The 25,916-nt window shown below is 44.7% G+C and carries 15 protein-coding genes, 1 tRNA gene and 3 rRNA genes; 3 read left to right on the plus strand and 16 right to left on the minus strand.

The features are described 5' to 3' along the window. Position 1 precedes the first annotated feature (1 nt). A complete protein-coding gene (pheT, locus tag YH65_RS08395; protein WP_046551479.1) occupies positions 2 to 2,335 on the minus strand; it encodes a phenylalanine--tRNA ligase subunit beta in 2,334 nt (777 codons plus the stop codon). Further along, the gene (gene pheS, locus YH65_RS08400; RefSeq protein ID WP_046551480.1) at positions 2,332 to 3,324 is read right to left on the minus strand and encodes a phenylalanine--tRNA ligase subunit alpha; all 993 of its coding nucleotides are present in this window, start codon (positions 3,322 to 3,324) and stop codon (positions 2,332 to 2,334) included. Before pheS ends, pheT begins: the two co-directional genes overlap by 4 nt. A gap of 131 nt (positions 3,325 to 3,455) precedes the next feature. Between pheS and YH65_RS08405 the strand changes: the two genes are divergently transcribed. Beyond that, a complete protein-coding gene (locus YH65_RS08405) occupies positions 3,456 to 3,809 on the plus strand; it encodes a histidine triad nucleotide-binding protein (protein WP_046551481.1) in 354 nt (117 codons plus the stop codon). Positions 3,810 to 3,938: 129 nt separating this feature from the next. On the opposite strand, the gene argH is transcribed toward YH65_RS08405, so the two are convergent. From argH to mqnE, 10 genes are all read right to left on the minus strand, one after another. Continuing rightward, complete coding sequence (gene argH, locus YH65_RS08410) at positions 3,939 to 5,333, minus strand: argininosuccinate lyase (protein WP_046551482.1); 1,395 nt, start codon at positions 5,331 to 5,333, stop codon at positions 3,939 to 3,941. Positions 5,334 to 5,584: 251 nt separating this feature from the next. Beyond that, positions 5,585 to 5,700: ribosomal RNA gene (rrf, locus tag YH65_RS08415) — 5S ribosomal RNA — on the minus strand. A 166-nt stretch (positions 5,701 to 5,866) separates the two neighbouring features. Then, a 23S ribosomal RNA gene (locus YH65_RS08420) occupies positions 5,867 to 8,745 on the minus strand. Positions 8,746 to 9,182: 437 nt separating this feature from the next. Beyond that, positions 9,183 to 9,258: transfer RNA gene (locus tag YH65_RS08425), tRNA-Ala, on the minus strand. Between the two features lie 126 nt (positions 9,259 to 9,384). Beyond that, positions 9,385 to 10,895 (minus strand): 16S ribosomal RNA (locus YH65_RS08430). Together the 16S, 23S and 5S rRNA genes with 1 tRNA gene alongside form the textbook arrangement of a ribosomal RNA operon. Before the next feature lie 474 nt (positions 10,896 to 11,369). Next, entirely contained in the window at positions 11,370 to 13,193 is a 1,824-nt protein-coding gene (locus YH65_RS08435; RefSeq protein ID WP_046551483.1) for a citrate/2-methylcitrate synthase, read from the minus strand. Positions 13,194 to 13,208: 15 nt separating this feature from the next. Next, entirely contained in the window at positions 13,209 to 14,519 is a 1,311-nt protein-coding gene (locus YH65_RS08440; RefSeq protein ID WP_046551484.1) for an ATP citrate lyase citrate-binding domain-containing protein, read from the minus strand. A gap of 112 nt (positions 14,520 to 14,631) precedes the next feature. Continuing rightward, positions 14,632 to 15,723 (minus strand): hypothetical protein, encoded by a 1,092-nt coding sequence (locus YH65_RS08445; protein WP_046552125.1) that lies wholly within the window; start codon positions 15,721 to 15,723, stop codon positions 14,632 to 14,634. Between the two features lie 14 nt (positions 15,724 to 15,737). Beyond that, positions 15,738 to 16,307, minus strand: coding sequence for an anthranilate synthase component II (locus YH65_RS08450; RefSeq protein ID WP_046551485.1), 570 nt, complete (start codon positions 16,305 to 16,307; stop codon positions 15,738 to 15,740). Positions 16,308 to 16,356: 49 nt separating this feature from the next. Further along, positions 16,357 to 17,436, minus strand: a complete 1,080-nt coding sequence (gene mqnE, locus YH65_RS08455; RefSeq protein ID WP_046551486.1) for an aminofutalosine synthase MqnE — start codon at positions 17,434 to 17,436, stop codon at positions 16,357 to 16,359. Between the two features lie 59 nt (positions 17,437 to 17,495). On the opposite strand from mqnE, the gene YH65_RS08460 reads away from it, so the two are divergent. Both YH65_RS08460 and glmS read left to right on the plus strand, forming a co-directional pair. After that, the gene (locus tag YH65_RS08460) at positions 17,496 to 19,973 is read left to right on the plus strand and encodes a [protein-PII] uridylyltransferase family protein (protein ID WP_046551487.1); all 2,478 of its coding nucleotides are present in this window, start codon (positions 17,496 to 17,498) and stop codon (positions 19,971 to 19,973) included. After that, positions 19,974 to 21,782, plus strand: coding sequence for a glutamine--fructose-6-phosphate transaminase (isomerizing) (gene glmS, locus YH65_RS08465; protein WP_046551488.1), 1,809 nt, complete (start codon positions 19,974 to 19,976; stop codon positions 21,780 to 21,782). It begins immediately after the preceding gene. 134 nt (positions 21,783 to 21,916) lie between these two features. On the opposite strand, the gene YH65_RS08470 is transcribed toward glmS, so the two are convergent. Genes YH65_RS08470 through thiB form a run of 4 tightly spaced genes read right to left on the minus strand, consistent with a single transcriptional unit; the run spans position 21,917 to position 25,884 of the window. Continuing rightward, positions 21,917 to 22,609: a choline/ethanolamine kinase family protein gene (locus tag YH65_RS08470; protein WP_046551489.1), complete on the minus strand. Its 693-nt coding sequence runs from the start codon at positions 22,607 to 22,609 to the stop codon at positions 21,917 to 21,919. Further along, entirely contained in the window at positions 22,606 to 23,247 is a 642-nt protein-coding gene (locus YH65_RS08475) for a thiamine ABC transporter ATP-binding protein (RefSeq protein WP_046551490.1), read from the minus strand. The genes YH65_RS08470 and YH65_RS08475 overlap by 4 nt, the downstream gene beginning before the upstream one ends. Next, positions 23,231 to 24,877 carry an ABC transporter permease subunit gene (locus YH65_RS08480; protein WP_169745672.1) on the minus strand — a complete coding sequence of 549 codons (1,647 nt, stop codon included), beginning with the start codon at positions 24,875 to 24,877 and terminating at the stop codon, positions 23,231 to 23,233. The genes YH65_RS08475 and YH65_RS08480 overlap by 17 nt, the downstream gene beginning before the upstream one ends. A 2-nt stretch (positions 24,878 to 24,879) precedes the next feature. Beyond that, positions 24,880 to 25,884, minus strand: a complete 1,005-nt coding sequence (thiB, locus tag YH65_RS08485; RefSeq protein WP_052746161.1) for a thiamine ABC transporter substrate binding subunit — start codon at positions 25,882 to 25,884, stop codon at positions 24,880 to 24,882. Between the last annotated feature and the right edge of the window lie 32 nt (positions 25,885 to 25,916).

The following is a 25,916-nucleotide window of genomic DNA, read 5'->3' on the forward strand; positions in this document are numbered from 1 at the left end:
GCTATCTCAACTCCGCATTGCAGTTGGTCTCGAGTGCCTGCATCACTTCTGCCATCACGGCTTCTATATCGCTGTCTTCGAGTGTTTTTTCCATGGACTGGATGAAGAACCTGATAGTCAGACTTTTTTTGTTCCCCAGTTTTTCATCTTCATAAATATCCACCGGGTAGCTCTCTTTAAGTGTCGGAATATCCAATCCGTTCAGTACTTTGGCCACTTCATAGTATGAGAGAGATTTGTCTATTACGATACTGAGATCTTTATAGACTCCCTGGAATTTTGAAATAGGTGTTGCATTGATATGTTTTGGCAACAGGGCATCCAAAGAAAGCTCTGCAATGAATGTTACAGGAATCCCGTACTCCTCCTGTACCGTCGGATGCAGTTTGCTCATATATCCGCATACTTTGCCGTTCACAATAATATCGGCAGACTGGTAAGGATGGAGTAGTGCATTATTCCTGGTACAGGGTACCAGATCAAAGTCACCGACCACAGCACCGATCTTCTGTGTGAAGGAAGCGAAATCCACCATTTTCGGTTTACCCGCATTACTTACATTTTCCCCTTCTATCTGCCCGGAAAAGACAAAGGAGAGCACCTCGGACTCTTCTCTTTGACTCCCGAATACCGTACCGATCTCAAAAAGTGGAATAGACTTTTTGGTATAACTGACATTACGCTTGACAGCATTTAGCAGGTTTGTCAGAATCGTACTTCTAAGCGTATTAAGCTCTTCCGCAATCGGATTGGCAAGGTCAAGCGCTGTCTCCACTGTTTCAAAGCCGTATTTTTCCAATACTGCTCTTTCAGTAAAGACATAAGAAACATTCTCATAGAAACCATTTCCTACGGCACGATTTTTAATACTTTTCTTGGCTTTGAAACGATCTGAAGTGGCATTCAGACGTCTCTTCTCTGCAAAAACAAACGGTTTGGCTTCAATATTGTTAATGCCAATGATACGAACAATCTCTTCAGTAATATCCTGAATATTCCTGATATCATGTCTGAACAATGGTACAGTCACAGCCACATGTTCATGGTCCATCATCGTAATCTCAAACCCCAGCTTTTTCAGGATAGTAACAATCTTGTTCATCTCCACATCCATACCGATAATGGATGATACTTCCCCGGAATCCACAATGATCTTCTTGTTCTGACGTTCCACACGTACATCAAGCGAGCCTTCATAGCAGTTTATATCGCTGTAGTTATCCATCAGGTAAGCCAGGAACTGCAGACCAAGACCAAGATCGGGATTGGACCCTCTGGATGTCTTATAGTAAAGCTCATCTGTTTTTAATTGATGTTCAGCTACGGCTTCAACCAAAAGATCAGGATCAATGTAACTTGCTTCGATCAATAGTTTTGCTGTATTGTCCGTTGCTTTATGATCCTCTACCTGATTCACACCGACGATACTTAATATTTTCTCATGGGCAGATATCTCTATGATACCTTTAGCTTTGGCTCTGGGACTCACCACGATCTTGTCATCTTCATTGCAGAGTGGCACACAGTCATACGCACGCAGAATCACTCCTGTCGTATGGGTGGCATAGGCAAGTATTCTGTCCAGTTTGCCTTCTGCTTCCACATTGACCATTGCCAAACGAAGTCGGATCAGGAGGGCGTCATCAATATATTCTATGCTTGCCAGCTTATAGCGCAGATCGGCATCTATTTCACCTTCAGTATGTAACTCTGCATCTCTGGCGATACCAAGCTTCATTCTCTCAGCCTGCTTGTACTCGAACGGTTTCATCTCTATATTGAGCGCTGCACTGAGATCTCTTGCCACACCATAGATACTAAGACAGTCGCCTCTGTTGGCCGTGAGTTCAAGCTCTATGACCGTATCGGCAACGGTTGGGTATTCACCAAGCGCTTTCCCTACTTCAAGCTCCCCGATGCTCTCATCGAGTATCATGATCCCTTTGCCCATTTCAGGCAATCCGAGTTCAGAAGAGGCACAGACCATACCGGCACTCTTCACACCGCGAAGTTCTGCATCTTTGATCTCAAAATTACCCGGCAGCACGGCACCGATGGTCGCCACAGCCACATACTCTGCATCAAGCACATTGGCTGCTCCACAGACGATCTGCTCGACCCTGCCCCCCACATCGATCTGACAGACATTCAACTTGTCTGCGTCCGGATGTTTCTCACAGGAAATGATCTTCCCTACCACAACTTTGGGGTCGATCTCTACCTGGTCGATACTGTCGACTTCCAGTCCAATGGCATTGAACGTTTCATAAAGGGTATCGTTGCTAACCTCGCTCAGATCTATAAATTCATTTAACCAACTTCTTGTTACTATCATCTAAACTGCTCCAACAAACGAATATCTCCCTCGAACAGACTTCTAAGGTCCGGTATCTTATGCATCAACATCGCAAAACGTTCTACGCCCAGTCCAAAGGCATAACCGCTTACATCTTCATAGCCTACCGCTTTGAAGACATTGGGATCGACGATCCCACAACCAAGTACTTCCAGCCATCCAGTGTGTGAACAGACACGACACCCCTTGCCTTCACAGAAAATACAGCTGATATCTACTTCCGCAGAAGGCTCGGTAAACGGGAAGAAGCTCGGTCTGAAACGTACCTCGACATCTCCAAACATATACTGTAAAAAGTCGGTCAGTATCGCTTTGAGATTTGCAAAACTCACTTTACCCTTTTCGTCGACCACAAGTCCTTCGACCTGATGGAACATCGGCGTATGTGTCAGGTCATAGTCACGTCTGAAAACAGAACCCGGAGCGATCATCCTGATGGGAGGTTTGGTCTCCAGCATCGTTCTGATCTGCACGGGTGAAGTGTGTGTTCTCAACAGCCCACTGTCTTTAAAGTAGAACGTATCCTGCATATCTCTTGCCGGGTGGTATTTGGGGAGGTTCAAAGCTTCAAAGTTATGGAAATCATCTTCGACCATCGGCCCGGTCTCGACTGCAAAGTTCAATGCCACAAAGTAGTCAATGATCTTGTCCATCGTCTCCATGACCGGATGCAGTGCACCCTTTTGTGCCACTGCTCCATACAGGGAAATATCGATCGCTTCACTCTTGAGCATTTTTTCTATTTCTTCGGTCTTCAGCACTTCATATCGTGCATCGAACGCTTCCTGAAGTGCTGCTTTTTGCTTGTTCAAGCCTTCTGCAAAGGCTTTCTTCTCCGGCCCGGGGATATCTTTCATCTTGGCAAACTGTGCTGCAAGCAGCCCTTTTTTACCGAACAGTTCTATACGTACTTTTTCCAATGCTTCAAGCGAATCTGCCTCAAGTATCTTTGCTTCCAAATTCTCCATAATGCTCCATTTATCGCATAATAATTGCCGTGATTTTATCCAAAAGTAACTAATAGTGGGGTTTATTGCGATTTTTCTATGATATAATCCACAATATAAAAATCAATAATTAATTTAAAAAGGATAATACCATGTGCATATTCTGCAAGATCGTCAATGGAGAAATACCGAACAATACCGTGCATGAGAGTGACCATTTTCTGGCATTTCATGACCTTTACCCCAAGGCGCCGGTTCATATACTTATCATCCCAAAACAGCATGTGGACTGTTTTCAGGTTGTGTCACCCGAAATGATGGCCGATATGACACCATTTATCCAGGAAGTCGCAACAAAAGTCGGTATTGACCAATCCGGATACAGACTGATCACCAATAACGGAGCTGATGGAGGACAGGAGGTAAACCATCTGCATTTCCATATGCTTGGCGGAGCAAAACTTGTTTGGGACCATTCTCACGAAGACCCGCATAAAAGTATCTAAATTCCAAACCAGGTGCAATTCACGGCACCAGCTAAACATGTGGTGTGCTAAAGCACACCCTACGAACAGCACACTCCACCAAAACCATCATCCATTTTAATACTTCCTGTACCCGAAGCAATATGTTTATCATTTTTCCTCTTGTTTTTCAAGCCATTTCTTCAGGTCCTCTATCTGCTCCAAAGTCCTCACCGTAGCCGTACCACCCTCAGACTGACGGGCATTCATTGAAGCACGGTTATCAAGGAGAGCTACTACATCTTCAGCAATGCGTTCATCAATACTTTGCAAATCTTCCAAAGAAAGTTCAGAGATATCAAGTCCCTTCTCTTCAGCAAGATTCACCACATTACCGGTAATATGGTAGGCATCACGGAATGGAAGTCCCTGTTCTTTGACAAGGTAGTCTGCAAGGTCAGTTGCAGAAAGGTGACCCACCATACAGGCACGTTCCATAGCTTCTTTGTTCACCGTCATATCGGAAATCATCTCTTCGAGTACCTGTAGTGAAAGAATAGCTGTTCTTACAGAGTCAAACACACCCTCTTTATCCTCCTGCATATCTTTGTTGTAGGCAAGAGGAAGGCCTTTCATGACTGTAAGCAGTGCTACAAGATTACCGTTGACACGTCCTGTTTTCCCCCTGAGGAGTTCAGGGATATCCGGATTTTTCTTTTGCGGCATGATGGAGGAGCCTGTCGCATGACGGTCACTAAGTGTCACCCATTTGAACTCTGCGGCAGACCATAAGATGAGCTCTTCACTCAAACGGCTCATATGCATCATCATAGTGGAAATGTTAAAGAGTATTTCGAGTGCAAAATCACGGTCACTCACTGTGTCCAGACAGTTAAGCGTGGGCGCATTAAATCCCAACTTATCAGATGTAGTCTGACGATTAATGGGGTGTGGTGTGCCAGCCAACGCTGCACACCCAATTGGTGAATAGTTATTGCGCTCATAAGAGCTCATAAAACGCTCATAGTCACGTTTGAACATACTGGCATAAGCCATCATATGATAACCGAAATTAATCGGCTGTGCATGCTGTAGATGTGTCATGCCCGGCAGCATTGTTTCCGCATTTTCCTCAGCCACATTTACAAACGTTTCAATATTTTTCAAAAGCAGTTCTGCAATGGTTTTGGTATTCCGCTGAACATAAAGTCTGAAATCCAGTGCCACCTGATCATTACGGCTTCTAGCTGTATGCAGACGCTTCCCAGCATCACCTATACGTCGTGTAAGTTCACCCTCTATCGCCATATGAATGTCTTCATCATTACCCTCAAGTTTAAACTGACCTGACTCTATATCGGCAAGTATATCCTGCAATCCTGCATCGATCTTTTCCTGATCTTCCCTGGAGATGATCCCCTGTTCACTGAGCATGAAAGCGTGTGCACGTGACCCCTCAATATCCTCTCTGTAGAGTACTTTGTCAAAAGGGAGTGAGTTGTTGAGATCCTGAAGAAGTTTGGAACTCTTCTCTGAAATTCTGGCAGATGCGATTTTTTTAGACATAGCAGTATCCTGTAAATAATAAATTAAGGTATTTTAGCGAAAAGTTGATGTAGGGAAGGCTAACGCTGTTATTGGTTATTGGTGTATTGGTTATTAGGAAGCCGTAGGGTGCCGTTTCATCGCACCACTAACATGAATAGTGAGCAGTTTGACATAGATTAAAAGTTTAATTAAGTGTTATGTGTGAATGTTTGAATAAAAAATAAGTGATTTTATAATTATTGTAAAGAGTAGAAGTTAGTTATAACTCAAAGTGGCAGCGACCTACATTCCCACAGACGTAGCCTGCAGTATTATCGGCGATGGGAGGCTTGACTTCCAGGTTCGGAATGGAGCTGGGTATGACCCTCCCTCTAGCCCCACCACTAAGAGAAGTAAATACACTGATTTGTGTACTTAATTCTCTTTGCTTATGGAAAGCTTGAGAAGCTTAGTATTGTTAAGAGCCTATCGAATGTTGTTTTTGGTAATTACAACTTTAAGAAATACATCTTGTAAGTTTGCACTTAGCAAGGTAGTACCTATTGAAGAATAAAGTAAATACAAACGATCTATTAGTACTGGTCAGCTAAATGACTTTCATCACTTACACACCCAGCCTATCAACGCAGTAGTCTTCTGCGGATCTTCAGGGATGATTCATCTTGGAGTTGGCTTCCCGCTTAGATGCTTTCAGCGGTTATCACATCCGAACATAGCTACCCAGCGATGCCCTTGGCAGGACAACTGGTACACCAGTGGTTCGTTCACCCCGGTCCTCTCGTACTAGGGGCAACTCTCCTCAATCATCCAACGCCCACGGCAGATAGGGACCGAACTGTCTCACGACGTTCTGAACCCAGCTCGCGTACCGCTTTAAATGGCGAACAGCCATACCCTTGGGACCTGCTTCAGCCCCAGGATGCGATGAGCCGACATCGAGGTGCCAAACCTCCCCGTCGATGTGAGCTCTTGGGGGAGATCAGCCTGTTATCCCCGGCGTACCTTTTATCCTTTGAGCGATGGCCCTTCCACACAGAACCACCGGATCACTATGACCGACTTTCGTCTCTGCTCGACATGTACGTCTCGCAGTTAAGCTGGCTTGTACCATTATACTCTGCTGTCGATTTCCAACCGACATGAGCCAACCTTTGTAAGCCTCCGTTACTTTTTAGGAGGCGACCGCCCCAGTCAAACTACCCACCAGACATTGTCCTCCGCCGGGATAACCGGCGCAAGTTAGCAATCAGAATATATAAGGGTGGTATCTCAAGGATGGCTCCGCTGCAGCTAGCGCCACAGCATCAAAGCCTCCCACCTATCCTGCACAAATATATCCCAATTGCAGTGTCAAGCTATAGTAAAGGTGCACGGGGTCTTTCCGTCTTGCCGCGGGTAGGAGGAATTTTCACCTCCACTACAATTTCACTGGATCCCTGGTTGAGACAGCTCCCATCTCGTTACGCCATTCATGCAGGTCGGTATTTAACCGACAAGGAATTTCGCTACCTTAGGACCGTTATAGTTACGGCCGCCGTTTACTTGGGCTTCGATCAAGAGCTTCGTTCCGAAGAACTAACCCCATCAATTAACCTTCAAGCACCGGGCAGGCGTCACACCTTATACATCCTCTTGCGAGTTAGCAAAGTGCTGTGTTTTTGATAAACAGTCGGGAGGGACTCTTTGTTGCAACCTCTTTGGCTTTCGGACGCGAAGTCCTATACCAAAGGAGGCACACCTTATTCCGAAGTTACGGTGCTAGTTTGCAGAGTTCCTTAACCAGGGTTCTTCCACGCGCCTTAGAATACTCATCTCACCCACCTGTGTCGGTTTACGGTACGGGCAACTATTAATACACTTAGAGGCTTTTCTTGGCACGACGGTATCAACGATTCTGGCTTTACTCCGAAGAGCGCAGCCAGCCTGTCAGGTCTCGAAAACAGCCGGCGGATTTTCCTATCCGGCTTATCTACACCCTTCGAGCCACTATTCCATCAGTGACCTCGTTTAACCCTATGCGTCCCCCCTTCGTACTAAACTAATAGTTGGTATCGGAATATTAACCGATTTGCCATCGCCTACCCCTTTCGGACTCAGCTTAGGACCCGACTAACCCTACATTGACGAGCATCGTGTAGGAACCCTTGGGTTTACGGCGAACGGGATTCTCACCCGTTTTATCGCTACTCATGCCTGCATGCTCACTTCTAGCCGCTCCACCACTCCTTACCGGTATGGCTTCAATGCTGACTAGAACGCTCTCCTACCACTTGAACTATTGTTCAAATCTACAGCTTCGGTGTCTATTTTAGCCCCGTTATATTTTCGGCGCAGAATCGCTAGACCAGTGAGCTGTTACGCTTTCTTTAAAGGATGGCTGCTTCTAAGCCAACCTCCTGGTTGTCTAAGCAACTCCACATCCTTTTCCACTTAAATAGAACTTTGGGACCTTAGCTGGTAGTCTGGGCTGTTTCCCTTTCGACGGTGGATTTTATCACCCATCGCCTGACTGCCATGAATTCACATGAGGTATTCGGAGTTTGACTGGGTTTGGTACCTTGGTATAGGCCCTAGCCCAATCAGTGCTCTACCCCCTCATGTTTCGAACATGACGCTATACCTAAATATATTTCGGAGAGAACCAGCTATCACTAAGTTTGATTGGCCTTTCACCCCTATCCACAGGTCATCGGAGAAGTTTTAAACCTTCACCCGTTCGGTCCTCCACTAGCTCTTACACCAGCTTCAACCTGCCCATGGATAGATCACTTAGTTTCGGGTCTACAGCAACTAACTTGGCGCCCTATTCAGACTCGCTTTCGCTACGGCTTCTCGTTTGATTAACCTTGCTAGTCACCATAACTCGCAGGCTCATTATGCAAAAGGCAGTCCATCACCCTGTATAAAACATAGGGCTCTGAATGATTGTAGGCAGATGGTTTCAGGTTCTATTTCACTCCGCTTGCCGCGGTTCTTTTCACCTTTCCCTCACGGTACTGGTTCACTATCGATCCTGGAGTAGTATTTAGCCTTGGAAGGTGGTCCTCCCATTTTCAGTCAGGGTTACACGTGTCCCGACCTACTCGAATAGTCCATGGTTAGTTTTCGTTTACGGGACTTTCACCCTCTACGGTCAAGCATTCCAGCTTATTCTACTAACACCCCACAGAGTTTAGGGCTAATCCCATTTCGCTCGCCGCTACTTTGGGAATCTCGGTTGATTTCTTTTCCTGCAGGTACTGAGATGTTTCACTTCCCTGCGTTCGCTCTCCTAAGAGTGACATGACTCACGCCATGCCGGGTTGCCCCATTCGGAAACCCGGGGATCAAAGCTTCTTGGCAGCTCCCCCCGGCTTATCGCAGCCTAGTACGTCCTTCATCGCCTCTCCTGGTCTAGGCATCCACCATCTGCCCTTAGATTAATTTGACTTAATTCTAAGGTACTACCTTATTAAATGCAAAATGAACTGTTTGTGTCTTACCACTTTGGTTCGTTTTTGGTTGTTTAATAAGTTTGAAGATTCTTACATCTTCTTTTTTATTGAGTTTCTTGCACATGAAAGATATCATTATCAAAGAATAAATTCTTTTCAAACAATATGTTTATGTTAAATTGTAATTGTTCTGTAAAATTTGACTTGATCTCTTAAATAAATAATCAATCGCGTCTCGTTTTGCAACATTACGTTAGACTCTTAACAATAATAAGTTAAATAACTTTAGGTGTAAAACCTAATATAAATACTCTTGAAATGAATATTTATATTAAGTTTTTTCTTCCACATGATTTCGAGTGGAAAGTGCTTTGGTAGTTTACGAAGCGTACTAAAGTACGTGTGTAAGCTATCAAAGTGCTTTACGCCGAAATGGTGGAGAATAACGGGATCGAACCGATGACCTCCTGCGTGCAAAGCAGGCGCTCTCCCAGCTGAGCTAATTCCCCAAATTAAGTCAAAGATCCCAATGATCTTTATCAACCAAACATAAGCTACTGAACAAACAGTGCAAACAAACCATCGTCTTATCGATTGTGATGATACTCTGTGAGGAAATATCATCTATACTCTTGAAAGGAGGTGATCCAACCGCAGGTTCTCCTACGGTTACCTTGTTACGACTTCACCCCAGTCGCTGATCCCACCGTGGAGGGTAGCCAGTTTAGCTTCCCCGCTTCGGGTGAAATCAACTCCCATGGTGTGACGGGCGGTGAGTACAAGACCCGGGAACGTATTCACCGTAGCATAGCTGATCTACGATTACTAGTGATTCCAGCTTCATGTAGTCGAGTTGCAGACTACAATCCGAACTGAGAACAGGTTTATAGATTTGCTCCACCTCGCGGTATCGCGTCTCATTGTCCTGCCCATTGTAGCACGTGTGTTGCCCTAGCCGTAAGGGCCATGATGACTTGACGTCGTCCTCACCTTCCTCCTCCTTGCGAAGGCAGTCTCACTAGAGTCCTCGGCCGAACCGTTAGTAACTAGTGACGAGGGTTGCGCTCGTTGCGGGACTTAACCCAACATCTCACGACACGAGCTGACGACAGCCGTGCAGCACCTGTTTTCGAGCTCCCGAAGGCACTCCCGTATCTCTACAGGATTCTCTCAATGTCAAGGCTAGGTAAGGTTCTTCGCGTATCTTCGAATTAAACCACATGCTCCACCACTTGTGCGGGTCCCCGTCTATTCCTTTGAGTTTTAATCTTGCGACCGTACTCCCCAGGCGGAATGTTTAATGCGTTAGCTGCATCACCGAAGACACTAGGCCTCCGACGACTAACATTCATCGTTTAGGGCGTGGACTACCAGGGTATCTAATCCTGTTTGCTCCCCACGCTTTCGCGCCTCAGCGTCAGTACTGTTCCAGAAGATCGCCTTCGCTTTTGGTATTCCTAGTTATCTCTACGGATTTTACCCCTACACAACTAATTCCATCTTCCCCTCCCAGACTCTAGCCTAATAGTTTTGGATGCAGTTCTATGGTTGAGCCATAGGCTTTCACATCCAACTTAAAAGGCCGCCTGCGCGCGCTTTACGCCCAGTGATTCCGAGTAACGCTTGCACCCTCCGTATTACCGCGGCTGCTGGCACGGAGTTAGCCGGTGCTTATTCATATGGTACCGTCATTATCTTCCCATATAAAAGGAGTTTACACACCGAAATGCGTCATCCTCCACGCGGCGTTGCTGCATCAGAGTTTCCTCCATTGTGCAATATTCCCCACTGCTGCCTCCCGTAGGAGTCTGGACCGTGTCTCAGTTCCAGTGTGGCTGATCATCCTCTCAGACCAGCTAGGCGTCATTGGCTTGGTAGGCTCTTACCCCACCAACTACCTGATACCATATAATCTTATCCCTTGGCGAAAAAACGTTTCCCAACTATGATTAACATAGAAGGAGTATGAGGTATTAATCACCGTTTCCAGTGGCTATCCCTCTCCAAGGGGCAAATTAACTATACATTACTCACCCGTCCGCCACTTAGCTGACACTCTAGCAAGCTAGAGCCGTTCTCGTTCGACTTGCATGTGTTAAGCACGCCGCCAGCGTTCACTCTGAGCCAGGATCAAACTCTCCATTAAAAATAGAATGGTTTGAACCATTGTCAGAATCACTTAAGTTATTTCTACTTAAGTTAATTCATATCACTTTTTTGTTAAAAAGTGCAAAAATTAAATCTCAAATAGACGTTGATTTGTTTACTTATATTTGGTTGTCAAAGATCACTCAATAACACTCTTTCTAGCAACTCGCTAGCTCTCCATGTGTTGTTGGACGCGTATTATAGCACCGAATCCCTTCCTTGTCAAGGGTTTTTGCGAAATATTTGTGTTTTTTTTTGTTTTTTTTCTTTGCTTACATTATATAATATATAAAAAATTATCTTAAATGATACTGTTTATGGAAAATTTGAATTAGTAGCTATTCAGATGTTTACCTGTTGTCGGAGTAACAGTAATAAAAATGGATAATGAAGTATAGAATGTAGGTTATAAAAAATAGAGAAAAATGACACAAGGGATAAACTATCCCTTGTGTCCTGAAAAAATATTGTATTATGCGATAGGTTCAGCTTTCTGAACGTCGTAAAGGATATCATCCATTGGGTGTCTATACATTGGCATAGCCAATCTTTTTTCATCAAGTACGTGACCGATGAATCCGATGGATCTACCAACGATGAAGAAGGCATTGAGTGTACCTGACTCGATGAACTCATTGATCTCTTCTTCAGAGTATCCCAGTGCTCTCCACATATCTACCATAAGAATACCGATAGTACCATCCACGTTAAGAATGAGATTCTCTTTCTTGCTTGTCGTGAGCGCTTCAACTGTTCTTGCATAATCCAGCAGTGGTGTTGCAGGGAAATTCTCTGCCGCAAAGTTCATAAGACCCGTTACACGAAGATCAGGGTTCTTCAATGATTTGATTCTGTGTCCAATTCCCGGAATCGGCACACCCTCACCTTTCATATAGTTCAAAAACTCTGCCGGTGTCAGATCATTGTCATCTGCATACTTGAAGTATTTTGCCGCACCATCAATGGCACCACCGAATCTTGGTCCAATAGTAAGAAGACCTGTTACCAAGGCTTCAACCACCGATTTTCCCGCTCTTGCCGTTACCTTGGCATTATGTGCACCTGAAACGGCAGGGCCATGGTCTGCAACAGTTTTGATAACTGTTTCAATGAACTCTGTCGCCCACTTCGGGTACTGTTTTTTGAACCAGAGAAGTGAAATGACATCACCGATACCTTTGCCCGTATCAGGAGTCGCTACTGAAGAGATAGGGAAGCCGGCATAAGTCGCTTCTTCACCTCTGTCATCAGAGATCGTACAGATGAACTGCTTGGGTCTTCTGACCTTTGGAACAATTCTGAGCTCAGGCTCTTCGATCTCACCAATGATACCTTTTGATTTAAGATCATTATAAACTTCTGCGATCGTAGCAGGAAGGTCATTGAATGATTCAGGTACATAGATACCGGCTTCTGCCATTGCTTTGTTCTTCGCAGCAGCTGTTTCGGCATCTGCATTTGCAGAAGCACCTGCGTGACCGAACTGAACACCTGAAGAAAAGTGCTTGGCGATCGTACCGATACACCATGCAATGATCGGCTTTTTGATCCTGCCGTCTTTGACAGCTTCAATCACTTTGTACTCTTCCGTACCACCCACTTCACCAAGAAGGATCATGTATTTGACATCCGGATTCTCTTCCATTCTTAGAAGGTGATCGATAAATACGGAACCGACAAATCTGTCACCACCGATCGCTACACCTTCTGCAATACCGTCAGCGTTGATGGCAATAATGTTTGAAAGCTCGTTGAAAAGACCACCTGAACGTGTTACAAGACCACAGCTTCCCGCTCTGTGAAGTTTGGAGTTCACGATGTTCTCAATCGTACCACCGATATTGGCGATCTTGAATGCGCCTGGAGCAATGGCACCAACCGTTGCAGGTCCAATAACAATGATACCGGCATCTCTTGCTGCCTGATTCATTTTTCTAGCCAGTCTTTCGGGGATACCTTCGGCTGTGATCATAATGGATTTGAACTGGTCACCCATTTCGATCGCCTCCATGGTTACATCGTAAGCCGTTCTGAATGATGCGAAGTTCAAAAGTACATCTGCCTGAGGCTGTTCTTTGACAGCATCTGCTGTCGACTTGTAAAGAGAAATCATGATCTCATCTGGACCATAGAAGAATTTCTCAAACTTATTTCCGCTCGTAGGCGCAACGATCCCTGCTACGGATGGCTTTTCTCTACCGATCGTATAGTCGTAATCCAACATTCTCTGGATCGCTGTTTTGTTGTTGTTCCAAAAAATCGCTTGTGTATCTTTAGTATATAATCTACTGCTCATCTGATTCTCCTACCCTTACTTCTCTAATGCCATTCTAACAATGTCAGTGACATGTGTTTCCGGCCCATAAACTTCAATATAAAGACCCAATCTGTCAGCGGCTTCTTTAATATCTTTCAGCCCTTTTTCATAGTTTGGTCCACCACGTCTTACATAGATCTTTGTCTTATGCTCTTTGAGCTTGTCCGCATAGATCTCAAATGCCTGGATGATACCCGTAAATGTTTTGGCAACATCGGTAAAGTTCGCAATCGCACCACCGATGATAAGTACTTTCCCTCTCGGGTCATCGTATCTTGTCATCAGATCAAAGATAGTCTCTGCATAGAACTTCGTTTCACCTGTTGTCGGCCCGCCTGAGTATTCACCGTAGTTCGCCAAGTCCTCAACACCGGCAAAGTCGGCAATCGTATCAGCATAGACCACTGATGCACCACCACCGGCGACCATTGTCCAGATGCGGCCCATCGGGTTAAGGATCGTCAGTTTGAGAGAAGCGCCTGATTTGCTATCCGCTTCTGCGATTGCTTTTTCTTCATCAGACATATCCTCCATACCGAATGCAGTCGGGAACTCGATGTCACCCCATGCATCTTTCATCATGAATCCTGCGGTATCGTCCAGTCTTGCAACCAAGTCAAGGATTGCCATTTCACCGCCGTCAAGCATAACGATCGGGTTGATCTCAAGGTAAGCGAAGTTCATATCTCTGTAGAATTTGAAGAACTGGATTGCAAAGGATGCAAATGCCGTTTTGTTCTCGTCAGGAATATCGGCAGGGATATGTGATTTGACCATCTTTTCCATGTCTGCATCAGGCATATTGATAGGGATATGGACTTCATTGACCTTTTCGTCCCATCCCTCTTCAACTTCCATACCACCTTCTGCGGACATGAAGAGGACATCATCTTCACCCACAGTCGTTGCGGAGATATAGTATTCCTGCTCCTGTGTATGTGGCGTAAACGGCTCAACGATGAAGTGTGTCAAATGACCTTTTTCACCAGAAAGAAGTGTTACATCATGAGACTGCTTCTCATCGATCCACTTTGCAGCATCTTCAAGTGTGACATCACCCGGCTTCTCCACTCTAAAAAGTACGAGGTCGTTCTTACCTCTTTTACCGAAAAGCATGTCCGGTTTTGCAACCAACGGCTCCTGATTCAACCATTCAAAACCGTGTTCTTTTGCCTTCTCTCTCAGTTCATCTCCACTGCTAACCAATACTGATTTGAATCCATAATGGAAACCATCAAAATATTCGTTCCAATGTCTTGCAAAAATTGCTTTACCATCGTACTCTCTAATCGCTTTTTGAGCCATCGAGTTCTCCTTTTGTTTAGTTCTCAATAGTCTATCATGAGATTGTTTTAACTTTTGATTAGGTAATCCAAACTATAAGTAGAAAAAAAATATTGTGTATTTTAGAAACAGTTTATCGGTCATTTCTACAAGATCGGATACCGTAATATCTCAACTGATATCTTTCACGTTGATTTTTGGTATCGTAGCAATGTCTATTCTTGGATTTCAGCTCTTTTGCAAGATAGTAGGGTTGATAGATACGTTTAGCAAAATGTTTTTGTGGATTTGAGGACATATCATAGGTTACTTTGTGAAAAATAATCAGCAGGGCGCTCAGGATCAACGAAGCTGTAACAATGTAAAAACCGCGTCTGTACCATGTCTGAAACTGTGGAAGTCTCACTCTGAGACTTTGGTTGTACTGATCTATCATCAGGAGAACTGCCCCAAGTACATAAGGTGCGACATCAGTCAGATAAATACGCTGTCGGATCGACAGCAGCAGTGAAAATGCAAATGCCGTAAATGAGATATACCAGATAAGATTCTTCTTCCCCCTAAGCAATATTCGGTACATGGTGTAAAAAAAGTACAAAAACACCAGAGGTGAAAAGAGTGCTGCATAAAGTCCAAAAATCTCAGCAAAATGTCCTGACGGCCTGCCGCCAATGGCAATACCTTTTGCCAGATAGATAAATACCAGAAGAAAGGCAGAAGCAGCGATGGCAAGCCTCTTGTCTTTATATATGATCCCGTACAGGAGTAAAGCTACGAAAAAAAGAATGGATGCTTCATGAACAAAAAAAAGTACAAGCATGATGAAAGGCAGAAAGATCATTTTTTTCTCTTCATAGAGCAAGATAAAAAGTAACACAAGCGGCAGTACGATAATACCGACATTGGCCAGTGTACTCGCCGTGATGATCCCCGGCAGCAACATAAAAACAAATGTGGCGAGATAGGCATCTCCCCGTTTTTCAAAATGCCTGCGGCTAAGCTTATAGAAAAACCAGATACTCAGAAAACCCAACAGAACAAAGAAGATTCGCAAGCCTATAAAGCCAGGGAGAAGTCCACTACTCCAGTGCATCAGAACAGATGCCACATTGTGTGAAATATAAAGAAGTTTTGCCTCGTGCGGGCTGAGCGGTGTGGTAATAGCCAGATAAAAAACAGCAAAAATATAAAATGGCAGAAGCAAAAGAAAATACTGTTTTTTCATCATATATTTAGAACTTAGAGTTTAAGGAAGTTGTCAAGCATCTCATGTCCATATTCACTCATAATGGATTCGGGATGGAACTGCACACCGTAAATGGGCCTGTCCTTGATCTGCAACGACATGATCTCGTCATCGTCTTTACTATGGGAGGTAGCGATGATATTTTCTGGTAGATTCTCTTTATTGACCGTCAAAGAGTGATAACGCGTTGCACGGAATTCTTCGGGTAAGCCATTGAAGATCGGGGTATCGGCATCCACCTCTACTTGCGATGTCTTTCCGTGCATCATATGTTTGGCACGGATCACCTCACCCCCAAAGGCCTGTGCAATACTCTGATGCCCCAGACAGATACCGAAGATTGGCGTAGTGTCTGCAAATTCCTTGATGACATCCAGTGTAACACCAGCATCATCCGGAGTGGAGGGTCCGGGAGAGAGAATGATCTTTTCAGGATGCAGCGCTTTGATCTCATCAATAGTCAACTCGTCATTTCTGATCACTTTGAGATCTGCTCCGAGTTCACGGCAATACTGTACGACATTGTAGGTGAAACTGTCGTAATTGTCTATCATTAGTACCATTATTATTTCCTAAACTTTTATCATAATCTATTTTATCATGCTTTGACTATCAATATACTTTGAGTTCATTATAGAGACTGTCTCTCTCTATAGGCTGGAAACCCGAATTCTTGATCATCGCAACGAAGTCGTCCAGGTTCATACCATGTGCAGATGCCGCTCCGGCTGCTGACTGGATGGACTCTTTTTCTATGGTACCGTCAAGATCATCTGCGCCGAACTCCTGGGCGATCAGTGCCAGGTTGATAGAGGCGGTTACCCAATAGGCTTTGATGTGAGGGATGTTGTCCAGCAGAATACGTGAGATGGCATAGGTCTTTAATATCTCCTGTCCTGAAGGGAACTCTTTGACCTTTAAAAAGTTGTTGTCTCTTTGGTAAACCAGAGGGATAAAGGCATTGAAACCGCCGGTCCTGTCCTGTAGATCACGTAGTCGAAGCATATGGTCAATACGGTGCGCCCGTGTTTCCACATGCCCGAAAAGCATCGTAGCGTTGGACTCTTTGCCTCTTTGGTGCCACTTTTCATGGATCTCCAGCCATTGATCGGAAGTGACTTTTCCTTTGCAGAGATACTCACGTACATCCTCATCAAAAATCTCTGCTCCACCGCCGGGCATGGAATCCACACCATTTTCTATCATCAGATCAAGCACCTCATCATAAGAGAGACCATACTCACGCTTGAGAAAATCTATCTCCGCGGCGGTCATTGCTTTAATGTGCACATCAGGGAAAGCCTCTCTGATCTTTCTAAAGGCTCCCATATACCACTCTACCCCGTCATTGGGATTGTGTGCAGAAACAATATGCATCTCTTTGGCACCGTTGGCTACGGAGTTTCTGACGATCTCAAGTATCTCTTCGTGACTCATGGTGTACTGATTGGGATTTTTGCGACTGGCAGAATAGGCACAGAACTTGCAGATGTCGGCACAGACATTGGTCGGATTGATGTGGCGGTTGATGTTGAAATAGCTTTTGTTTCCGTACTTTTCACGGCGGATCTCATCCGCGAGTTCGCCCAGGGTATAGAGGTCGAGTTCATAAAGCGCTTCACCCTCTTCCTGGCTCAAGCGTTCTTTATTGCGTACTTTTTGTATTAAATCCTGCTCTTGCTTTAAATCCATCACTGTTCATCCATAAATATTTTTGGGTATTATAACACTTATATATTAGGAGTTACCCAGTGGAGAAAGTCAAAGCGAAGATAGAAGAGCTACTTTATGAAAACGCCCCCCATTTCGAGATCGCAAAAGTACTCAAAGGGGAGATCAAACGTTATTTTGACACGCTCGAAGAGACCTTTGCTACTTCAAGTGGCAAAGATTTTCTGGTCAAACACACCAAAAAGATAGATACTATCCTCAAACTGGTCTATCAGGTCGCACACAGGGATATGTTCGGCAACTATGCTCCTATGAAGAATTCTATTCCCCTGGCACTCGTGGCACTTGGCTCCTACGGACGTGAACAGCTCTGCGTCTACTCCGACATTGACCTGATGATCGTTTATAAGGATATCCCGGGTTACAATACAAAGGAAATGATCGAGAAAATACTCTACATTCTCTGGGATACCGGGTTGAAACTCGGACACCGTGTCCATACGGTCGAAGAACTTTACGATGTCTCGAAGACGGACATTACCATCAAGACCGCACTGATCGAATCTCGTTTTATAGACGGTTCGCACTTTCTATGGACCGAAACACAGAATGCACTTTACAAGATCCGCCATGACGATCCGGGAACATTCATCCGTCTCAAACTTGAAGAGCAGGCACAAAAACATAAGAAATTCCCTCTTACCATGGAACCCAACCTCAAAGAGGGATCAGGAGGGTTCAGGGATGCCAACCTGGTTTTCTGGATCGGGAAGATCCTCTACAATGTAGACAGTATCAAGGATCTTCCTACAGATATCGTGGAAGAGAAAGAGTACCGTCCTTTTCGCATTGCACTGGAGTTTCTCTTCCGGGTACGCTCCGCCCTGCATCTTGCCACACACAAAAAAGAGGACCGACTGCGTCTTGACCTCATCCCGTCTCTTGCCGGACTGTTGGGCTATGAAGAGAGTAAAAGCGGTCATATCAAGTTTGCCATGAAGGTGACTGAAAGCCTGAAGACTATCCGTCTCTACAGTACGATATGGCTGGAAAAACTGACCAGGGACTACATGGAGATCCCTTCCGAAAAACGATATATATACCCCAAGGGTAAAGATTTCAATGCCATGCTGAAACATCTTTGCAAAGAGGCAAAAACACCTTACAGGGCACATCCTACTCTTCTAAAAAAACTACTGGATGCCGAACGGCCCGAACGGCCTGACAACAGGCTCTACGAAACGATCGCAACGATCTTCTATCAGCCGTATGCCTACTCTATTCTGAGTACGCTCTCTTACACCAAACTGCTGCGCTATACCATACCGCCCATCAAAAAGGTAGTTGATATGCCACAATTTGACGGATATCACCAGTATGCCGTCGATATTCATTCTTTACGCTGTGTTTATCACCTTGAACATATTGGGGAGCCGCTTGTTCTGAAACTTTATGAAACATTGGAGAAAGAAGAAAAAGCCATGCTGAAACTGGTTGTTTTCCTTCACGATGCAGGGAAAGGACGAAAAAGGGACCATCATCTAGTCGGTGCCTCACTTTTCAAGATCTTCGCACAGAAACTGCAAATCAGCACCCCTCTCATTGAAATGGGAGAACGGTTGATCCAGTACCATACACTGATGAGCAACACCGCCCAGCGTGAAGATATCTACAACGAAAAAGTCATTTTTGGATTCGCCTCACATTTTCCCATCCCAAAGCTGCTTGATATGATCTATATTCTTACCTATGCCGACATGAATGGCGTAGGCGGAGATATCTACAACTCTTTCAGTGCAAAGCTGATCCGTACGCTCTACAAACATTCCCTGGAAATCCTTGGGCAGACCGAACTGCTTGACGAAGCGGCAAAACGTGCCACAAAAGAAGCGGCACTGAAACGCCATCCGGCATTCAAGGCACTTAAAAAAAGCGAACAGAAGAAGATACTTCAAATGCCTTCAAACCTGCTTTTCTTGCGTTATCGGCCTGAACGCATCATAGACATTGCCAAAAAAGCATTTGAAACAGAAGATTTTACGTACCAGATCAGCAATGAAGCACACCTGACCATCGAGATTATCCGTACAGGTTCTTTCAATCTGAGCTATCTGCTCGGTAAACTCACCAATCTTGAAGTAGTTAATATGGATATCAGCAAGCTTTTCAATGAACTCAAATATTTCAAGATCGACTTTGCTACAAAGGTGGGAACAGATGAAGTATATCTTGTCGAAGAGATCATCGCTGATGCTTTCGATCCCACAAAGAAGAGTATCAAAAAGGTACCCCATATCGAAAGAGAGGATATTGATATTGACTGCGAGCACTCAAAGACCTATGCGCTTATGCATCTCAAGAGCAAAAACCAGAAAGGGCTACTGGCCTATGTCATTAACCTTTTCGACGACCTGGGCATCGATATTGTCACAGCAAAGGTGCATACCCTGAAAAACAGGGTACGGGATATGTTCCTTATCGAAAAGAATGGAAACTTTTGTCATAATGTTGAGATCATAATAGAAAAACTGACTACTGAAAAGAATGAGGGAAAATAGATGTGTGGAATCGTAGGGTATATCGGCCCCAAAGAAAAAAAAGAAATACTGCTGGACGGACTGCAGGAGCTTGAGTACAGAGGCTATGACTCCGCAGGGATCGCGGTCATAGAGGGTGAAAAGCTCAACAGTTTCAAAGCCATCGGAAAACTGGAAAACCTTAGAGAGAAAACCAAAGAATATAGCAGTGAAGGCTTTGGCATCTCCATCGGACATACACGCTGGGCAACCCACGGCAAACCGACAGAACTCAATGCCCACCCGCATCTGGGGGCCTACTCCTATGTCGTACACAACGGGATCATCGAAAATTATCAGGAATTGAAAGAGGAGCTTCAAAAAGAAGGGGTCCATTTTCTAAGCCAGACCGATACGGAGACGATCGTCCACCTCTTTGAAATATACAATAACAAAATGAACGATCCGTTTGCAGCTTTTGAAAAGACGATCGGACGACTTGAAGGGGCTTATGCGACCCTGCTCATCACCGAGGCGGCACCCGACACCATCTTCTTTGCGAAGAACGGTTCTCCTATGCTTATCGGTTTTGACGGAGCAGAGGTCTACTTTGCTTCTTCCGATACGCCTATCATAGGAAAAGCGAATGAAGTCTATTACCTTGAAGACGGCGAATACGGCTATGTCAAAGAGGGAGAGGTCCACCTCTTCAATGCGGAAGGTGAAAAAACTTTTACCAAACAGCCTTTGACCGCAGACAAACTCTCCGCGCAGAAAGACGGGTACCGCTTCTTTATGGAGAAAGAGATCTATGAGCAAAGCACTGTCATGTCTGAAACTATTATGGGACGCGTGCTGGCTGATAAGATCATATTGGATGAGCTGGATGACGATTTCTTTGAAGGCATCAACGCTATCAAGATCTGTGCCTGCGGAACCTCTTATCACTCCGCACTGACCGCCGCCTATCTGTTTGAGCGCATTTCAAAGATCCGCTGCGATGTGGAGATCGCTTCAGAGTTCCGATACAAAGAACCGCTTTTAAGCGAAGATACCCTCTTTATCACTATTTCTCAGAGCGGTGAAACGGCCGATACGCTTGAAGCCTTGAAGATGGCCAAACGTGCGGGACTCAAAAGCCTGAGTATCTGTAACGTGGACAACTCTTCCATCGTACGGGAGAGTAATGCTGCCATCCTGACACGTGCAGGCATAGAAAAAGGAGTCGCCAGTACCAAAGCGTTTGCTACACAGACCATGGTACTCTGGATACTCGCACTCTATATGGGCCAGGAGAAGCAAACCGTTTCTCCGGATGTATTGGCAAAAGAGATCGATGCAATCCTTCATACACCCAAAGCCCTTGTCGTCACAGACCGACTGCATGCCAAACTGACCCGGCTTTCCAAACGTTATCTTCACGGGCACGGATTTTTCTTCATCGGAAGGGACATCTTCTTCCCACTTGCCCTCGAAGGTGCGCTCAAGCTCAAAGAGATCTCCTATCTGCATGCGGAAGGCTACCCGGCGGGCGAGATGAAACATGGTCCTATCGCACTTGCAGACAGCGATCTCTTTACCATCGCACTCATGCCAAAGACCATGCATTACGACAAGATCAAGTCGAATGTGGAAGAGCTTTCTGCCAGAGATGCCACCATCTGTGCCATCTCACCGGAGTCTTTTGAGTTAGCAGACGATTTCATCCAGACCAGGTATGACACTCACCCGATGTTGGAATTTTTTGAAATGATGGTGGTCACACAACTGCTTGCCTTGGAGATCTCTGTAAGACTTGGGAATGACGTGGATATGCCGAGGAATTTGGCAAAGTCTGTGACTGTGGAATAATAAAGGTGAAAAAGGAAAATAAATCTTGACTCGTTACCATGTTGTACGTGGTAATGCATACTTCACCGCTTTATTACAGAACAAACTGCATATTATTTACACACTCATATGAATTCCCACGCAAAGCATGGGAACTAGCATGTATAAAACCATTGCTTACATAAGGCTTTGTAAATCACCTTGTAAGCCTTCAATTTTTCTTTTTCCCATTCTATTTTACCAAAATATGAAACCAGCATATATGCTTCATCTGCCTGGTTCAATCCAAACTCCACACAAACACAAGCCAGATCAAAATATCTGTCATTTACGCTTGCATATTCAAAATCTATGAACTTTACATCATTGGGAAAAAAGATATTTTGCGGGTTAAGGTCATTATGACAGAGGACATACTCTTTGGGGTAGTTCTCTATGGTTTTGAATGCTTTCTGGACTTCATCTGTTTTATTTTTTATTTGGAGTTCTATGGGTTTTGCATCTATACTGATGCTATGCAGTTTTTTTAAAGTTTCAGCCAAACATTGTACATCGTTTTTATCAAGCTTTCTCTTATGTTCCCCCTCTAAAAATGCAAACACCATAAAGCCATTGGCTTTGTCAAACACCAAAGGTTCTGCTGCAATACCTTGCTTGTAAGTTACGTTTTGCACTTTCCACTCAAAGTCTCTGTCTATATCTTCCTGTAAAAGTTTACGGACAATATATTTAACCCCATTGGCCACCACTAGATAGTTTTCATTACAATACCCTTGATTTTCCAAAAGTGTACATGAGTCTATTGTTTTATTTTTAAAAAATAGGTGTTTTTTGAGTCGTGCTATCATTGTTTTACAAGTGTATGGTTTTGCATCTTATAGACTTTATCGGCAATACGCTCAGCATCCAGGAGATCATGCGTGACCATGATCGTATGCAAATGGTTTTCTGTAGTGATCTTTTTGACCAGGTCAAGCATTTCAATTTTTGTCTCTCTGTCCAGCCCGGTAAACGGTTCATCCAGCAGAAGTATAGGTTCTCTCCTCAGCAAGACACGTGCCAGTGCCACACGCTGCTGTTGGCCGCCGGAAAGGGATGCAACAGGCGCGTATTCATACTTTTCCAGACCAACCTCTTTAAGTATCTCCCCTACTTTTTCAAACTCCTTCCGACTGCTTTTCAATGTTCTGCTTACACCCAAAAGAATGTTCTTTTGTACGGAGAGATGTTCAAAGAGATTATGATTCTGAAACAGTATGCTTACCGGTCTTTTTTCTACAGGTAGATCGGTCAATTCTCTTCCGTCCAGGCTAATATTTCCGCCTGATGCCGGGAGAAAACCTGCAATGATATCCAGCAGTGTGGACTTTCCGCTTCCGCTTTGTCCAAGTATGGCAGCGATCTCTCCCCTCTCCACGGAGAGGGCATAGGTATAGAGATCATCGGCATTTTTATATCGGTATTTCAAATCATTTATGCTCAGCAACTTCGCCTCCGGATACTTTTCTTTCAAACAGCCTTGGCACAGCCACAAATACACTCAGTATGATCACCAACAGGATCAGCGCAACCCCTGCGGCGTCATTGGTTCGATAGGAGCCCATAAGCTGATAGAGATACCATGGCAGGGTCGAGAATTCATCTGACCCGAAAAGTGCTATGATACCCAAATCCCCCAGTGAAAAACAAAAAGCCAGAGCAAAAACATAGCCTATGGAGGATTTCAGATAAGGATATTCGCAATAGATCCATCTCTGCACTTTGCCAAGGTTTAGTGAAAATACCAGTTTGTCATACCGCTGTGCCGTTTTCTGCATCACGGGACTCAGTACAGAAAGTGCAAAAGGCAGAGACATCAGTACATTTGCCGTCAATACGGCTGCCGAGGCCCAGACCACTATAGGAGCCTCATATTTTTGGGACAGCAGAAAAAATCCCAGCCCCATCACGAGTGAAGGAATGGCGAGGTAGAGATTACCGGAAAAAGAGATCAGCAGACTCAAAGGTTTTGAAAAAACCCTGTCCGCCAAACGGTTCTTTAAGGTAAAATGGCGTTTTGCATCACTTAAGAACAGAGCAAGCACAACGGTCAGTATGCTTGAGGCAACGGCAAACACTAGACTCGTCAGAAACGATTTTACAAAGAGTGACTCAGCAAATATACGTCCGAAATCCGCACCTGAACCATCGGCAATGATCACAAGAAGCGGCAAAACAAAAAAGAGAGTGAAAAGTGCGATCACTGTTCTCTGTATCCACCCGATATGTTCTGCTTCTTTCCAGGGTATCCGGACAGAAGCGGTTTTCAGGTTGCTCAGCCCTGTCCTGAAATTGGAAGAGAAGATCACCAGCAGTGTAGAGATAGCAAGCTGTATCAGTGCCAGTTTCAAAGCCATAGCAATGTCAAAATCAATCCTTACCGCTTCATAGATGGCAACTTCCAGAGTATTGTACGCCGGAGAGCCGCCCAGGATAAGCACAATGGCGAATGAACTGAAGCATAAAAGGAATATGGTTGAAGCAATACTCAAAAGTGTGGGCTTCAAAGCAGGCAGTTCCACATAGATGAATCTTTGGAATGTGCTAAACCCCAGACTTTTGGCAAGCTTGTATTTTTCTTTGGGGATACTTTCGAAAGTGTGCAGCAGGGAACGTGATGCAAATGAAGCATTCAGGTAGGTATGTGCCAGCAATATCCCGCTCAGGCCGTAAAGGTAGGAACCGAAAGAATGATCGAAAAGAGCGATGCTGATCTGGTTGATCCACCCGTTACGTCCATAAATACCGATGAGCCCGAAAGCGACAAGCAGCGTGGGCAAGACCAGTGAGGAAGAAAAAAGAGCGACCAGTACCGAGCGTCCTTTAAAGTCTGACTGATGCGCCAGGCTCCAGGCAAGCACAATACCTACAGCCAGAGAAAGCAGCGTGGACAAAAACGCCTGATAAAGCGTAAATTCCAAAAGTCCATACACCCTCTCGTCAAGTCGGGTAATCTGTACCGGGTCCTCTGCCCCCAAAAGTGTCATAAAAAGCAAAAGTGCGAAGCCCAGTAAAAAGAAAGAAACAAAAAGACCCGGCAGCAAAGAGCCTTTAAAGCCATACAATCTCTTTAGCATGATTATCGTCTCAAGGCATTCAGCCATTCATCGATGTATGCTTTTCGGCTGGCTTCTACCTTTTTGCCATCCATTAAAAGCATTTTGGATGGTACGATCAACTGTTCAAAAGCATTGGGTAACCCTTTTGTGGTCTTTACCACCGGATATGCCCAGTTGGTCGTAGGGATGATATCTGCAAAGGCAGGGGAAAGCATAAAAGAGAGAAACTCCCTCGCCAATGCTTTATGTTTGGATGATTTCAGCATCGCTGCCACTTCTATCTGCCCGTAATGGCCCTCTTTGAAACTGGCCGCTTTGATATTGTTTTTCTTCTCTTCTATCATATGGTATGCGGGTGAAGTGGTGTAGGAGAGTACCATATCGGCCTCACCTTTCAAAAAGAGACTATAGGATTCAGACCACCCTTTGGTGATCGTCAGAATATGGGGAGCCAGACGTTTCCAGTATGCCCCGGCTTTTTCACCATAGAGCTCTTTGATCCATAAAAGAAGACCCAGCCCGGAAGTAGAAGAACGCGGGTCCTGAATGAGAATTTTAAAATTCTCGGGCATAGATGCCAACGCTTCAAATGAGTCAGGTACCTCTTTGAGCTTATCACTGTCGTATACAAAGGCAAAATAGCTGTAGTCATACGGTACAAAATTTTCATCTTTGTAAGGTACAGGCAGGAGAAGCATGGAAGTATTGAGATCGTGCTTTTCAAAAAGCCCGGTCTTATTCGCTGTTTGTGCGATACTTGTATCCAGCCCCAGTAAAATGTCTGCTTTGGTATGTTTTCCTTCCAGCTGTATTTTCCGCAATGCACCTATAGAACTGGAAGTAGAAACAAACTTCAGCGTGCAGTTACACTCTCTTTCAAAAGCTTCTTTTATCTTGGGAGCCGCACCCCATGAAGCCGTGAAAGAGTTGTAGGTGTAGACGGTCAGTGTGGGTTTTATGTCCTGCCCGAATGCAACGGATGTAAACATGAAAGTGATAAGAAGAGTATGAATGATTTTAAACATAGGGGATTATACCATATCGCTGTAGGGTGCGT

Source organism: Sulfurovum lithotrophicum (genome assembly GCF_000987835.1).
GTDB lineage: Bacteria > Campylobacterota > Campylobacteria > Campylobacterales > Sulfurovaceae > Sulfurovum > Sulfurovum lithotrophicum.

Coding starts and splice junctions, on each gene's coding strand:
- pheT (WP_046551479.1), bottom strand. CDS start 2,335: ATGATAGTAACAAGAAGTTGGTTAAATGAATTTATAGATCTGAGCGAG.
- pheS (WP_046551480.1), bottom strand. CDS start 3,324: ATGGAGAATTTGGAAGCAAAGATACTTGAGGCAGATTCGCTTGAAGCA.
- YH65_RS08405 (WP_046551481.1), top strand. CDS start 3,456: ATGTGCATATTCTGCAAGATCGTCAATGGAGAAATACCGAACAATACC.
- argH (WP_046551482.1), bottom strand. CDS start 5,333: ATGTCTAAAAAAATCGCATCTGCCAGAATTTCAGAGAAGAGTTCCAAA.
- YH65_RS08435 (WP_046551483.1), bottom strand. CDS start 13,193: ATGAGCAGTAGATTATATACTAAAGATACACAAGCGATTTTTTGGAAC.
- YH65_RS08440 (WP_046551484.1), bottom strand. CDS start 14,519: ATGGCTCAAAAAGCGATTAGAGAGTACGATGGTAAAGCAATTTTTGCA.
- YH65_RS08445 (WP_046552125.1), bottom strand. CDS start 15,723: ATGAAAAAACAGTATTTTCTTTTGCTTCTGCCATTTTATATTTTTGCT.
- YH65_RS08450 (WP_046551485.1), bottom strand. CDS start 16,307: ATGGTACTAATGATAGACAATTACGACAGTTTCACCTACAATGTCGTA.
- mqnE (WP_046551486.1), bottom strand. CDS start 17,436: ATGGATTTAAAGCAAGAGCAGGATTTAATACAAAAAGTACGCAATAAA.
- glmS (WP_046551488.1), top strand. CDS start 19,974: ATGTGTGGAATCGTAGGGTATATCGGCCCCAAAGAAAAAAAAGAAATA.
- YH65_RS08470 (WP_046551489.1), bottom strand. CDS start 22,609: ATGATAGCACGACTCAAAAAACACCTATTTTTTAAAAATAAAACAATA.
- YH65_RS08480 (WP_169745672.1), bottom strand. CDS start 24,877: ATGCTAAAGAGATTGTATGGCTTTAAAGGCTCTTTGCTGCCGGGTCTT.
- thiB (WP_052746161.1), bottom strand. CDS start 25,884: ATGTTTAAAATCATTCATACTCTTCTTATCACTTTCATGTTTACATCC.